Origin of the sequence: Xenorhabdus bharatensis (assembly GCF_037996705.1) — a bacterium.
GTDB classification, from domain to species: Bacteria; Pseudomonadota; Gammaproteobacteria; order Enterobacterales; family Enterobacteriaceae; genus Xenorhabdus; species Xenorhabdus bharatensis.
Window position 1 is genome coordinate 36,090 of the sequence record NZ_JBBMXG010000014.1, and the last position, 14,724, is coordinate 50,813.

At 44.5% G+C, this 14,724-nt stretch carries 10 protein-coding genes and 1 pseudogene; 7 read left to right on the forward strand and 4 right to left on the reverse strand.

Annotated elements, in window-relative coordinates:
* The first annotated feature begins 14 nt into the window (after positions 1-14).
* Positions 15-1,307, forward strand: a complete 1,293-nt coding sequence (gene thrC, locus AAC855_RS13960; protein ID WP_340610408.1) for a threonine synthase — start codon at positions 15-17, stop codon at positions 1,305-1,307.
* 61 nt (positions 1,308-1,368) lie between these two features.
* On the opposite strand, the gene yaaA is transcribed toward thrC, so the two are convergent.
* Positions 1,369-2,145, reverse strand: a complete 777-nt coding sequence (gene yaaA, locus AAC855_RS13965; protein WP_340610409.1) for a peroxide stress protein YaaA — start codon at positions 2,143-2,145, stop codon at positions 1,369-1,371.
* A gap of 198 nt (positions 2,146-2,343) precedes the next feature.
* Between yaaA and tal the strand changes: the two genes are divergently transcribed.
* Together tal and mog are read left to right on the forward strand one after the other, a co-directional pair.
* Positions 2,344-3,297: a transaldolase gene (gene tal, locus AAC855_RS13970; RefSeq protein ID WP_340610411.1), complete on the forward strand. Its 954-nt coding sequence runs from the start codon at positions 2,344-2,346 to the stop codon at positions 3,295-3,297.
* A 228-nt stretch (positions 3,298-3,525) separates the two neighbouring features.
* Entirely contained in the window at positions 3,526-4,101 is a 576-nt protein-coding gene (mog, locus tag AAC855_RS13975; protein ID WP_340610412.1) for a molybdopterin adenylyltransferase, read from the forward strand.
* Positions 4,102-4,215: 114 nt separating this feature from the next.
* Here the strand turns inward: mog and AAC855_RS13980 are convergent, their stop codons facing one another.
* Together AAC855_RS13980 and AAC855_RS13985 are read right to left on the reverse strand one after the other, a co-directional pair.
* Positions 4,216-5,610 (reverse strand): glycoside hydrolase family 1 protein, encoded by a 1,395-nt coding sequence (locus tag AAC855_RS13980; RefSeq protein ID WP_340610413.1) that lies wholly within the window; start codon positions 5,608-5,610, stop codon positions 4,216-4,218.
* 100 nt (positions 5,611-5,710) lie between these two features.
* Positions 5,711-7,093: pseudogene (locus tag AAC855_RS13985) on the reverse strand (PTS transporter subunit EIIC); the annotation flags it as partial.
* A gap of 722 nt (positions 7,094-7,815) precedes the next feature.
* Here AAC855_RS13985 and AAC855_RS13990 point away from each other — a divergent pair.
* The gene (locus tag AAC855_RS13990) at positions 7,816-8,457 is read left to right on the forward strand and encodes an ArsR/SmtB family transcription factor (protein WP_340610414.1); all 642 of its coding nucleotides are present in this window, start codon (positions 7,816-7,818) and stop codon (positions 8,455-8,457) included.
* A 700-nt stretch (positions 8,458-9,157) separates the two neighbouring features.
* Positions 9,158-10,447, forward strand: coding sequence for an MFS transporter (locus tag AAC855_RS13995; protein WP_340610416.1), 1,290 nt, complete (start codon positions 9,158-9,160; stop codon positions 10,445-10,447).
* An 86-nt stretch (positions 10,448-10,533) separates the two neighbouring features.
* Here AAC855_RS13995 and satP read toward each other — a convergent pair whose 3' ends face one another.
* A complete protein-coding gene (gene satP, locus AAC855_RS14000; protein ID WP_340610418.1) occupies positions 10,534-11,106 on the reverse strand; it encodes an acetate uptake transporter in 573 nt (190 codons plus the stop codon).
* 349 nt (positions 11,107-11,455) lie between these two features.
* On the opposite strand from satP, the gene dnaK reads away from it, so the two are divergent.
* Both dnaK and dnaJ read left to right on the forward strand, forming a co-directional pair.
* Positions 11,456-13,369, forward strand: coding sequence for a molecular chaperone DnaK (gene dnaK, locus AAC855_RS14005; RefSeq protein WP_340610419.1), 1,914 nt, complete (start codon positions 11,456-11,458; stop codon positions 13,367-13,369).
* A gap of 106 nt (positions 13,370-13,475) precedes the next feature.
* Positions 13,476-14,612, forward strand: coding sequence for a molecular chaperone DnaJ (gene dnaJ / locus AAC855_RS14010; RefSeq protein ID WP_340610510.1), 1,137 nt, complete (start codon positions 13,476-13,478; stop codon positions 14,610-14,612).
* Positions 14,613-14,724 lie beyond the last annotated feature (112 nt).

A 14,724-nucleotide genomic window follows, 5' to 3' on the forward strand; every position in this document is an offset into this window, starting at 1 on the left:
TAGGTAGGATAATAATGAAATTATATAATTTAAAAGACAATCACGAGCAGGTCAGTTTTTCACAAGCCGTTAAACAAGGGCTGGGAAAACAGCAGGGATTATTTTTCCCACAGGATTTACCTGAATTCAGTCGTGCCGAAATTGATGAATTATTAAAACTGGATTTTGTCAGCCGCAGCCAGCGTATACTTTCCGCTTTTATTGGTGATGAAATCCCGACTGACCAGCTAGCTGAACGGGTTAAGCATGCATTTGCTTTTCCGGCTCCCGTATCAACTGTCGAAGATGATATCGCTTCACTAGAGCTTTATCACGGCCCGACACTGGCTTTTAAAGACTTTGGCGGCCGTTTTATGGCCCAGATTCTGGCCCAGATTGCAGGAGAGCAGCCAGTCACTATTCTGACCGCAACTTCTGGTGATACCGGTGCGGCGGTTGCCCATGCTTTTTATGGCCTGAATAACGTACAAGTTGTGATCCTCTATCCAGAAGGAAAAATCAGCCCGCTACAGGAAAAACTGTTCTGCACATTGGGTGGCAACATCCATACTGTCGCGATTCAAAGTGACTTTGACGCCTGTCAGGCATTGGTTAAACTGTCATTTGATGATGAAGAACTGAAACAGGCACTGCATCTCAACTCAGCAAACTCTATTAATATCAGCCGTCTTTTGGCACAGATTTGCTATTATTTTGAAGCCGTTGCACAAATTCCCGCGGAAAAACGTGACCAACTGGTCATTTCAGTTCCGAGCGGTAATTTCGGCAATCTGACCGCGGGTCTGCTGGCAAAATCAATGGGATTACCGGTGAAGCGTTTCATCGCAGCAACTAACGTTAACGACACCGTTCCCCGCTATCTGGCTGAAGGAAAATGGCTGCCGAATCAGACCGTTGCGACCCTTTCCAACGCAATGGATGTCAGCCAGCCTAATAACTGGCCACGCATTGAAGAACTGTTCCGTCGTAAAGGCTGGGCACTCAGTGAACTGGGCAATGGCGTTGTCGATGACAAAACCACACAGGACACCATGCGAGAACTGGCAGCAAAAGGCTATATTTCTGAGCCACATGCTGCGGTTGCTTATCGTATCCTGCGTGATCAGTTACAGGATGGTGAATATGGCTTATTCTTGGGAACGGCACATCCGGCAAAATTCAAGGAAAGTGTCGAAGAGACACTCGGCCAGACATTACCCTTGCCACAAGAATTAGCAGAACGTGCAGATATGGATTTATTATCCCACTTCCTGCCTGCTGATTTCGCGACATTACGCGAATTCCTGATGGAAAAAGTATCGAAATAACGTGGTATCTGTCACTCCACAGATAACTGTGGAGTGACAATCAGCGATGGAGAAACATTGATCAATTCTGCTCAGAGCGTTTAAACACTAACTCATTTTCTTTAGATAAGGATTCATCAAACGCGTACCCTTCCAGACTAAACTCCACCAGCCGGTCAGGATCAGTTAATTGGTTCTGAATAATAAACCAGCTCATCAGGCCACGGGCTTTTTTCGCATAGAAGCTGATAACTTTGTATTTGCCATTTTTTTCATCCAGAAACACCGGTTTAATCATTCGGGCTGCCAGCTTTTTCGTATTGACGGATTTAAAATACTCATCGGATGCCAGATTGACCAGAACATCATCCCCCTGTTGTTCCAGTGCCGCGTTCAGGTTTTCCGTGATGCGATCCCCCCAGAATTTATACAAATCCTTACCACGTGGATTTTCCAGTTTGATCCCCATTTCCAGCCGGTAAGGCTGCATCAGGTCAAGCGGACGTAAAACGCCATATAACCCGGATAACATTCTTAAATGAGTCTGGGCAAAATCAAAATCCGCATCTGAGAACGTTTCTGCCTGCATTCCGGTATAAACATCACCTTTAAAAGCTAAGATCGCCTGACGGGCATTTTCCGGTGTAAAATCCGGCTGCCATTCACCGAAACGTGCAGCATTCAGCCCCGCCAGTTTGTCGCTGATCCCCATCAAGCTGCTGATTTGTGCCGGTGTTAACGTACGGCAGACATCAATTAACTGTTTTGACTCCTCCAGTAATGCAGGTTGACTATACTTTTTTGTGGCAAGCGGACTTTCATAATCAAGTGTTTTGGCCGGTGAAATAGTAATAAGCATGATTTTGTTCCGAATTTTTGAATGGTTATTCTCAATAATCGAGGCTTTTCCTCTCCAATTTAGCAAAAATAACCGGAAAAAGGGGAATAACAACGATAGGATTTTCCTAGCTTACGAGCCGAGCCTGACCATGTTATTATCACAGGATGGCGAGGCAACAATGCCAAAGATTTTACGTATAACGATGAGATATTAAACATGACCGATAAACTGACTTCCCTGCGTAAACTGACAACAGTTGTAGCAGATACCGGGGATATCGCGGCAATGAAACTGTATCAGCCGCAAGATGCAACAACTAACCCTTCTCTGATTTTGAACGCTGCCCAGATCCCGGAATATCGCCAACTGATTGATGACGCCATTGAATGGGCACGTGCTCAAAGCGATTCCCGTGAACAACAGATCATTGATGCCGGCGATAAATTGGCGGTTAACATCGGTCTGGAAATTCTGAAACTGATCCCCGGCCGTATTTCCACTGAAGTTGATGCCCGCCTGTCTTATGACACCGAAGCCAGTGTCGCAAAAGCAAAACGTCTGATCAAACTGTACAACGAAGCGGGTATCAGCAATGACCGCATTCTGATCAAACTGGCCTCCACATGGCAGGGTATCCGCGCTGCGGAGCAACTGGAAAAAGAAGGCATCAACTGTAACCTGACTCTGCTGTTCTCTTTTGCTCAGGCTCGTGCTTGTGCGGAAGCAGGTGTTTTCCTGATTTCCCCATTCGTTGGCCGTATTCTGGACTGGTACAAAGCAAACAGCGATAAGAAAGAATTCGCACCAAACGAAGATCCGGGTGTGATTTCCGTTTCTGAAATTTACCAGTACTACAAAGAACACGGCTATAACACCGTTGTTATGGGTGCAAGCTTCCGCAACTCCGGTGAAATTCTGGAACTGGCGGGTTGTGACCGTCTGACTATCTCTCCTGCATTGTTAAAAGAGCTGTCTGAAACAGCAGGCGAAGTTGAGCACAAACTCAGCTATGAAGGTGAAATCAAGCCACGCCCTGCGACCATGACTGAAGCCGAGTTCTATTGGGAACATCATCAGGATGCGATGGCAACTGAAAAACTGGCGGAAGGTATCCGTAAGTTTGCTATCGATCAGGGTAAACTTGAGAGCATGATCGCTGACTTACTGTAGTCCTGAGCGGTACGCTATACCCAATGGATTTCGAGTTGCATCGCGGCGGCAAGGGAGAGAATCCCCGGGAACATAGATAACTATGTGACTGGGGTGAACGAGCGCAGCCAACAAAGAGGCAACTTGAAAGACGAAGTGTATATTTTTTCTTCTTTAAAGGCGACATAATAACCGTGTCGCCTTTTTCACTTTCACTATTTTTATCATTTTCTGTTAATTGAGGTTCGCATGAATGTATTACGCATTGGCCTCGTGTCTGTTTCTGATCGTGCTTCCAATGGTATTTATCAGGACAAAGGTCTACCTGCATTAGAAGAATGGTTGGGAAAAACGGTAACGACGCCTTTCAGTATAGAATCCCGCCTGATCCCTGATGAGCAAATCCTGATTGAGCAAACTCTATGCGAATTAGTTGATGAATTGGGCTGTCATCTGGTTCTGACAACCGGTGGAACAGGCCCTGCTCGTCGTGATGTCACCCCGGATGCAACTCTGGCCGTCGCTGATCGTGAAATGCCCGGATTTGGTGAGCAGATGCGCCAAATCAGCCTTCAATTTGTGCCCACTGCAATTTTATCCCGTCAGGTAGGTGTGATCCGCAATCAGGCATTAATTCTTAACTTACCCGGGCAGCCTAAAGCTATTGCAGAAACGCTGGAAGGGCTGAAAGATGATAGCGGCAAGGTCTTAGTTCCGGGGATTTTTGCCAGTGTGCCTTATTGCATTCAGTTGTTAGATGGCCCCTATATCGAAACTGATGACAGCATTGTCTCAGCCTTCAGACCTAAAAGTGCCCGCCGTTAAGATCTTAATGCTGGCTGACAAGTGTCATTACTCAGCTTGCTATTGTTCAACCAGCAGGAATTATGTTTTGAAAAGGTTCTGAATACATCAGAACCTTTGAGAAGCCGAGCTGGCTTAAATCAGGCTGCCACCATGAGTTTCAATAACCTGTTTATACCAATAGAAACTTTTCTTACGACGGCGTTCCAGTGTTCCGGTTCCCTGCTCATTCTGATCGACATAGATATACCCGTAACGCTTGGAAATTTCCCCTTTTGAGGCACTAACCAAATCGATGGCTCCCCAGCTGGTATAACCCATGACATCCACACCATCTTCAATAGCTTCCCTGACCTGCACGAGATGATCATTAAGGTAGCGAATACGGTAATCATCCTGAATTGTGCCATCGACTTCTAGGGTATCTTTAGCGCCCAGACCATTCTCAACAATAAACAGCGGCTTCTGATAACGATCCCATAATAAATTCAGTAACGTTCTCAACCCTACAGGGTCTATCTGCCATCCCCATTCTGAACTGGCCAGATGTGGGTTCGGGATCATATTCAGAATATTGCCCTGCTTTTTCTGATAGTCCGCTTCATTGCCGGAAGTACATCCACTCATGTAATAACTGAATGAGATAAAATCCACCGTATTTTGCATTTCAAGCTTATCCTGCTCAGTGATCGTGACTTCAATACCGTTTTCCCAGAAATAACGCAGCATATAACCCGGATATGCCCCACGAGCCTGAACATCACCGAAAAACAGCCATTTCTGGTTTTGCCGGAGTGTAGCCAACACATCATCCGGTTTACAGGTCAGTGGATACATCAGCCCACCCAGTAACATATTGCCGATACGGGCATCAGGGATAATTTCATGGCAAAGTTTTACCACGCGGGCACTGGCAACCAATTGATGATGAATAGCCTGATAGATTTCTGATTGAGTACTGTTTTTCGGCAACCCGACACCCGTTAGTGGTTCATGTAATGACATATTGATTTCATTAAATGTCAGCCATAATTTTACTTTCTTCTGATAACGCGTAAAAACTGTGTGTGCATAACGCTCAAAGAAATCAATTAATTTACGATTTCCCCATCCACCGTATTTTTTAACTAATGTCCACGGCATTTCATAATGGGATAATGTAATGACTGGCTGAATCCCGTATTTCATCATTTCATCAAATAGCCGGTCATAAAATGCCAGACCCGCTTCATTGGCTTGTGTTTCATCGCCCTGAGGAAAAATCCGGCTCCATGCGATTGAAGTACGCAAACAGGTGAACCCCATTTCTGCAAACAGAGCAATATCTTCGGGATAACGATGATAAAAATCGATAGCGATATCTTTAAGGTATTGGGTACTCTCAGACTTTCGCTCGATAACCGGCCCCATAATGCCCTGCGGCTGGACATCCGAAGTAGAAAGGCCTTTCCCGTCAGCTAAATAAGCGCCTTCAACCTGATTGGCAGCAATGGCTCCTCCCCACAAAAAATGTGTCGGAAACTGTTTCATACAAATATCCTCTTGGGTTAATAACCAATTGATTAATCTTGTTTTAATGATATTTTCACTGTTAACTTTCTTTTGTAGAAGGCTTGAGCGAAGGATTCGAAGAGGCCGGAAGCCCGAACAGCCACGTTAGTACAGTGGAAATGATAAAGGCCAGTGCTGTGCCAATCATCGCTCCCCACACCGTGTTATTAATGCCTGTGGGTGGGATCATCTGAGTGAAGGAAAAAATATTCATCAGCCCCGCTGAATAAATTGCGCTATGGTAATACCCCACAACCGAGCCACCAATTGCCCCCGCAATACAACCAAAAACGAATGGGCGTCGGTAAGGCAACGTCACACCGTAAACCGCCGGCTCAGTAATCCCAAACACACCAGACGTCGCCGCAGAACCCGCCAGCATTTTTAATTTCGCATCCCGGGTACGCAGAAATACCCCAAAGGCTGCCCCTGTTTGCCCTATCACTGCGGGAAGCAACAGAGGTGTTAGTGTATCGTGCCCGAGAACCGTCAAATTATTGATAGCAAGAGGAACAAATCCCCAATGGAGGCCAAAAATCACAAAAACCTGCCAGACTGCTCCCATAACCGCCCCAGCCAGTGCAGGAGCCACCCCATATACCGCCTGATAACCCCCCGCCAGTAATTGGCTCAACCATGTAGCCATTGGCCCGATAACCAGAAACACCAGTGGAACAATCAATATGAGGCAAATAAGAGGAGTGACAAATCCCTTAATCGTGGCATGGATGTGATCATTCAGCTTTCTCTCCACTTTACAGCTAACCCAGGAAGCAAAAATAATGGGAATTACCGATGCGCTGTAGTTCAGGAATGAGAGCGGGATACCCATAAAGTACTCTGTAGTGCTTCCCGCCACTGTTGATGCATTAAAGGCAGAGATAATCATTGGATGAACCAATGCTCCCCCGATAGCCATTGTAATAAAAGGATTACCGCCGAATTTCTTACCCGCGGTATAACCGAGCAATAGTGGAAAAAAATAGAACAAAGAGTCGCTGGCAGCATACCAGACGTGATAAGTCCCGCTATCAAGAGACATCCATTTCAGAGTAACAGCAACCGCAAGCATCCCCTTCAAAATACCCGCCGCTGCCATAACACCTAAAAATGGAGTGAAAATACCGGATACAACATCAATAAACTGGTTAAAAAGACTATCTTTTTTATTATTAGCGGGGTTCGGGATCTCTGCGGTATCTGATATTTGCTCAGCAGAAGCCAGTTCTTGCTGAACCGCCTGATAAACATCGCCGACTTGGTTTCCGATAACGACCTGAAACTGACCTCCACTTTCGACAACCGTAATAATACCTGACTGAGCTTTTAACTTGCCAATGTCAGCCAAAGCACTATTCCGTAATTTAAATCGTAGCCGGGTTGCACAATGGATAAGACTGATGATGTTCCCTTGACCACCAACATCCGCAATAATTTCCTGAGCTAATAGCTGGTATTTCATACTATTTTTTTCCCCGTTCTTCCATAGCGTGTTATTTTTCTACACCCCATGGATTTCAAGATATACCGTGGCAGCAACTGCTCGGTGAAAGGCAGAATCCTCTTAGCATCCCAGAAGTATAGATAAACTATACTTATGAAACGATAACCAGAATGAGTAGAATGCAGCCCACAAAAGGACAACTTGAAAGACTATGGGTATATTGAATGGAATACAAAGTGGTGCGCTTTATTCAGGCGAAAAAAAACCTGACAACCCTTCCAATACAGCAGGTAAGGAAATCATTGTCAGGAGTTATACCCTAAAAATCTTCAAGTGAAGCAACTGACAATAACTTCAACTTAAAGAACAACAAATATATCTGTGTAAATGTTTAAAATAGTGATAATTCAATTTTAAAGCTTAGTTTCTTTTGTAAATCACTCAAATTTTTCGTCATGAAAATGTGACTATGATCGCGATATTCCAGATAACTCATACTCGTTAAAAGCAAGCTGCGTCACGGCGATAAGTGAGTTCACCCCATGAGCCTAGATAACCCTATATTTATAAAAACGGTAACTGAGTGAGTGAACACCGCCAACAAAAAAGCAACTTGAAAGGCGAAGTATACAAGTCATATTAGTCATCACCTTGCCCAGTGCTCGAACCATCGGAAAAACTTTGATATCATGATATTCAATAGATTCATTGAATATCATGATATTGGGAACCAGACGTCAATGTTTGATAAACAAATTCTTGCTGAGATTGCCGAAATAGCCAAAGTACTGGGAAATGTCCATCGCCTGACATTACTTGAGTGCCTGATGAATTCTGAGCAATCCGTCGAATGCCTGTCAGAACTTTCCGGTCTGTCTATTGCCAACACATCCCAGCATCTGCAACATTTAAAACGCTCAGGGATCCTGCAATCCCGTAAAGTCGGTAAACATGTTTTTTATCGTCCGGGGGATGGTCCGGTTATGGATATCATTACCGCTATCCAGAAATATGCTGAGTTTAACCGGGCAGAAATGCGCAGATTGATTGATGATATGGATAATCAGGAAGCTATTTCATGGGATGAACTGTTAGACCGAATCAAGGAAAAGAGCACCATACTATTAGATGTCAGGCCAAAAGAGGAGTTCAATCAGGGGCATTTACCCAATGCCATCAATATCCCGATTGATGAACTGGAGCGCAGATTAGATGAACTGACTTCCAGCTCAAATCTTATCGCCTACTGCCGCGGCCCCTACTGCGTTCTTTCTGCCAATGCCCTTGAATTACTACGTGCCAAAGGCATTCGTGCCCGCCACTTTAAAAAAGGTTTTTCCGGCTGGAAAGATGCCGGAATGGATGTTGAAAAAACCTCATAGCTTATTATTAGGCCTGTAACAGGCCTATCTCTTAGGGTTTTCGATTATCAAAACACAGTGCGATGACACGATAACGGCTCTGCGCTGTGTACAAAATCAGAATAATAAAATAAATCATATTATTAGAAACAGATAATGCTTATCGTCAATTTAATTCATTGTTTTATTTTATAGAAAACAATGAATGGATTCATATATTCAATACCATGTTTATAGATCAATATGATTGAACCAGATAATAATTAGGAAAGAGAGCTATCATTGATGGTAGTGTCTTTCTGTTATTCCAATAGAATTGGATACTTATTGTATGAAAGATGTTTTACATCATAGGACAATTAGTCAAGCTGTTGATGTTTTCAAGAATTATCATGAAGCAATGATTAAAGGTTTTTCACATCCCATTGAAATAAAATAAAAATATTTTCCACAAGATAAACTTTCACTTTGCTTGTGACTTGTTTTTTCTAAAAATGAAAATTAATATCTATAATATTATGATGTTACCCCACCTTACAAAAACTACAGATTAAATACCTTTTAATATTAAATTAGATTTGTTTTTAGCTTTATTAGAGTCTGATAGAATCATCAGTATACCTGTTGTTTTTCAATATGAAATTTCCTTAACTACATATTGAGATCCATAAAGTATATAAACTCATATGAAAAATATTTTATAACTATAAATCGGTACCTTATGTCACAACATCATAATCGTTCTCTCAACAAACAGGATTATAAAACGCTTTCTCTGGCAGCTTTAGGCGGTGCATTAGAGTTTTATGATTTTATTATCTTTGTCTTTTTTGCCGTCGTGCTGGGGGAGCTATTTTTCCCTGCTGACATTCCTGAATGGCTCCGGCAACTCCAGACTTTTGGGATTTTTGCCGCCGGTTATCTGGCGCGGCCTTTAGGCGGGATCATCATGGCACATTTTGGTGATCTGGTCGGGCGCAAAAAAATGTTTTCTCTCAGTATCCTACTAATGGCTTTACCTACATTAATTATCGGCATGTTACCGACCTACGCTACAATTGGCATTATCGCCCCACTACTTCTGTTAGTTATGCGAATTATGCAAGGAGCGGCAATTGGTGGCGAAGTTCCCGGCGCATGGGTCTTCGTCGCAGAGCATGTTCCCCGTAAACATATCGGTTTTGCCTGCGGAATACTGACTGCGGGATTGACTCTCGGTATTTTGCTTGGCTCTCTGATAGCAACAGCAATTACTTCGGTTTACAGTAAACAGGAAGTTCTAGACTGGGCATGGCGTTTGCCTTTCTTCCTCGGTGGTCTCTTTGGCCTATGTGCCATGTACCTACGTCGCTGGCTGCATGAAACACCAATATTTAAGGAAATGCAGGCACGTAAAGCATTATCAGATGGTTTACCCCTGAAATCCGTCATTCAGAATCATAAACGAGCCATTACTGTTTCCATGTTGCTGACCTGGCTTCTTTCTGCGGGTATTGTCGTCGTCATTTTAATGGCGCCTACCTATATGCAGACAGTTTTCCATCTTGAGCAACCCATGACACTGAAAGCCAACAGTCTGGCGATTGTGTCACTTTTTATTAGCTGCGTATTGGTCGGGCATTTCTGCGATAAATGGGGGGCTGGCAAGGTTTTACTGGCAGGCAGCATATTACTGGGCGCAGCCGCTTGGTTCTTCTATCACAATATCAGTCATGACCCCATCAGGTTATACAGTGCGTATGCAATTGTAGGATTCTCCGTAGGAGTCATCGGCGCTGTACCTTTTATTATGGTTCACAGCTACCCACCGGAAGTCCGCTTCAGCGGCATTTCTTTTTCATACAATCTGGCCTATGCCATTTTTGGTGGGTTAACACCAATTATCATCACTCTGTTAATGCAATATACGCAATTAGCTCCCGCATACTACATGCTGATGCTGTCTGCGATAGGGGTGTTATTAGGGCTTTATCTGAGTAAAAAAACAATATCAGGTAACCAGACAATATAACGCAAGAAATAATTAAGATAAAAAAACAGGATGAGTAAAACGACTCATCCTGTTCCTTTTTGCCAATCAGCTAATTACATCTGATATCAGGCGTGTTTTTTCTCACCAATTGGCAGAATGGTGCGGCCATACTGTTCATTCAGAACTTCAGCCATTGCCAGATAGAAAGCACTTGCACCACAAATAACACCTTCAAAACCGGCAAAAGTCAGCAGACTGGCGTTACCAGTGATGTTACCAACCGCCAGCAGAGCGAACAGCACAGTCAGGCTACCGAAAATGAACTGCAAAGTGCGGTTAGCTTTCAGAGTACCAAAGAACATAAACAGCGTGAAAATGCCCCACAGAGCAAGGTAAACGCCGAGGAATTCAGGGCTGGTTGCTTCTGCCAGACCCATTTTTGGTAAGAACAGCACACCAATCAGACTCAGCCAGAACATTCCGTAAGAAGTAAATGCAGTTGCACCGAATGTATTTCCTTTTTTGTACTCAATGATGCCTGCCAGCACCTGAGCCAAACCACCATAAAAAATTCCCATACTTAAAATAACAGACGTTAATGGGAAAAAACCCGCATTATGCAGATTCAATAAAATGGTTGTCATGCCAAAACCCATCAAACCCAATGGGCCTGGGTTCGCCAACTGATTAGAACTCATATTTTCCCTATAAATCCAAATAAAACAAAATGTTAAAAAATATTTTCATAGCGATTTTCTACGCCAGAAAACCATAAAAGGCCGCGGATCATAATGTGATGGCATCAACTACACAATGCCCCCAGAAAAATTTTTTTATTAAATCTCAATTTTTTTTCAATCTCCCCCTTGATGATGCGCTGAATGACCCCATCTAAGTCTCAACTACAGTTACTACTGACACTTCAGTAACGGCTGAAAATATACAGTGAGGAATTTCTGGCAGACAGTGCCATTGAAAAGCAAACATTCATCCTCATATAGCGTAGTAACTTGACCGAATATATGAATTCTTTGTGGAGGCGTTTAGATGGGTAAAATCATTGGTATCGACTTGGGAACTACCAACTCTTGTGTAGCAATTATGGACGGCACAACAGCACGTGTGCTTGAAAACAGCGAAGGTGATCGTACAACCCCTTCAATCATCGCATATACTCAGGATGGTGAAACTCTGGTTGGTCAACCAGCTAAACGTCAGGCTGTTACTAACCCGCAAAACACCCTGTTTGCCATCAAGCGTTTGATTGGCCGTCGTTTTCAGGACGAAGAAGTTCAGCGTGACGTTGCTATCATGCCATACAAAATCACCAACGCAGACAACGGTGACGCATGGCTGGAAGTAAAAGGCCAGAAAATGGCACCACCTCAGGTTTCTGCTGAAGTCCTGAAAAAAATGAAGAAAACCGCAGAAGATTATCTGGGTGAGCCAGTAACAGAAGCCGTTATCACTGTTCCTGCTTATTTCAACGATGCACAGCGTCAGGCAACCAAAGATGCGGGCCGTATCGCAGGTCTGGAAGTTAAACGTATCATTAACGAACCAACTGCGGCAGCTCTGGCTTATGGTCTGGATAAAGAAATTGGTAACCGCACTATCGCAGTTTACGACTTGGGTGGTGGTACTTTCGATATCTCTATCATCGAAATCGACGAAGTTGACGGCGAAAAAACGTATGAAGTTCTGGCAACCAACGGTGATACTCACTTGGGTGGTGAAGACTTCGACAGCCGCATGATCAACTATCTGGTTGATGAGTTCAAGAAAGAACAAGGTATCGATCTGCGTAACGACCCACTGGCTATGCAGCGCCTGAAAGAAGCAGCAGAAAAAGCGAAAATCGAGCTGTCTTCCGCTCAGCAGACTGACGTGAACCTGCCATACATCACTGCAGACGCAACCGGTCCTAAGCACATGAACGTTAAAGTCACCCGTGCGAAACTGGAATCTCTGGTTGAAGATCTGGTGAAACGTTCTATCGAGCCACTGAAAGTTGCACTGAATGACGCTGGCCTGTCTGTATCTGACATTCAGGATGTTATTCTGGTTGGTGGTCAGACTCGTATGCCAATGGTTCAGAAAGCTGTTGCCGATTTCTTCGGTAAAGAACCACGTAAAGATGTTAACCCAGATGAAGCAGTTGCAATGGGTGCAGCAGTTCAGGGCGGTGTACTGGCAGGTGATGTGAAAGACGTTCTGCTGTTGGACGTAACTCCACTGTCTCTGGGTATCGAAACCATGGGTGGCGTGATGACTTCTCTGATTACGAAGAACACCACTATCCCAACTAAACACAGCCAAGTGTTCTCTACAGCAGAAGACAACCAGTCTGCGGTAACTATCCACGTATTGCAGGGTGAGCGTAAGCGTTCCAGCGATAACAAATCTCTGGGCCAGTTCAACCTGGACGGCATTCAGCCAGCACCTCGTGGTATGCCTCAGATCGAAGTGACTTTCGACATCGATGCCGATGGTATCCTGCACGTTTCTGCGAAAGACAAAAACTCTGGTCGTGAACAGAACATCACCATTAAAGCATCGTCTGGTCTGAATGAAGAAGAAATCCAGCAAATGGTACGTGATGCAGAAGCTAACGCAGAAGCTGACCGTAAGTTCGAAGAGCTGGTTCAGACTCGCAATCAGGCAGATCAACTGGTTCACGGCACTCGTAAGCAAGTTGAAGAAGCTGGCGACAAACTGACTGCTGACGAAAAAACCGCTATCGAGAAAGCTGTTTCTGAGCTGGAAACTGCGGTGAAAGGCGAAGATAAAGCTGAAATCGAAGCGAAAATTCAGGCTCTGGTTGAAGCATCCAAGAAACTTCTGGAAATCGCACAGCAGCAGGCTCAGGCAGGCGCAGCTGATGCAGACGCAGGCAACACCGCCAAGAAAGACGACGACGCGGTAGACGCTGAATTCGAAGAAGTTAAAGACAAAAAATAATAGCCCTTAGCGGGCAAAGTAACAGGACGCCTGTTACTTGTTAACTAGCACGGGCGTTGAGGTAACACTCTACGCCCGTTTGTGCGTGTTAGGGGTAAACAATACGATGGCAAAAAAAGACTACTACGAAGTTTTGGGTGTCTCCAAGACTGCTGATGAAAAAGAGATCAAAAAAGCCTATAAGCGACTGGCTATGAAATTTCACCCTGACCGTAATCAGGGTGATAAAGAAGCTGAAGGCAAATTTAAAGAAATTAAAGAAGCGTATGAGATCCTGACCGATTCTCAGAAGCGCGCAGCTTATGACCAATATGGTCATGCCGCCTTTGAACAAGGTGGTATGGGCGGCGGTGCTGGCGGCTTCGGTGGTGGGGCTGACTTTAGCGATATCTTTGGTGACGTTTTCGGAGATATTTTCGGTGGTGGCCGTCGTCAACAACGTCCAAGCCGTGGCTCTGATCTGCGCTACAGCATGGATTTGACACTGGAAGAAGCTGTCCGTGGTGTGACCAAAGAGATCCGTATCCCAACACTGGAATCCTGTGAAAGCTGCCATGGCAGTGGTGCAAAAGCAGGCACCAGCCCGGAAACCTGTTCTACCTGTCAGGGTGCTGGTCAGGTACATATGCGTCAGGGCTTCTTTACAGTTCAGCAGCCATGTCCTCAATGTCATGGCCGCGGAAAAATCATCAAAGAACCATGTAACAAATGCCACGGTCACGGTCGCGTTGAAAAATACAAAACACTGTCCGTTAAAATCCCGGCAGGTGTCGATACCGGTGACCGCATTCGCTTAAGCGGTGAAGGTGAAGCTGGCGAACACGGCGCTCCGGCAGGTGATTTGTACGTTCAGGTTCAGGTTAAAGCGCACCATATCTTCGAACGTGATGGCAGCAACCTTTATTGTGAAGTACCAATCAACTTTGCAACTGCGGCACTGGGTGGCGAAATTGAAGTACCGACTCTTGATGGTCGCGTCAGTCTGAAAATCCCGGCGGAAACTCAGACCGGCAAACTGTTCCGCATGAAAGGTAAAGGCGTTAAATCCGTTCGTGGTGGCGTACAAGGTGACTTACTGTGCCGTGTTGTCGTAGAAACTCCGGTTAAACTGAACGAAGAACAGAAAGAACTGATGCGTCAGCTGGGCGAATCTTTTGGCGGAAAAAGCGGGGAAACCAATAGCCCACGCTCCAAAAGCTTCCTTGATGGCGTGAAGAAGTTTTTTGATGATTTGACTAAGTAATTTAATAAATTACAAAGTATTTAATAAAAAATCCCCCTGATCGCTTTCATAATATATTGATGGTCCGGGGGATTTTTTTGTTTATTTATTTTTTTATTTCTAACAGATTAAC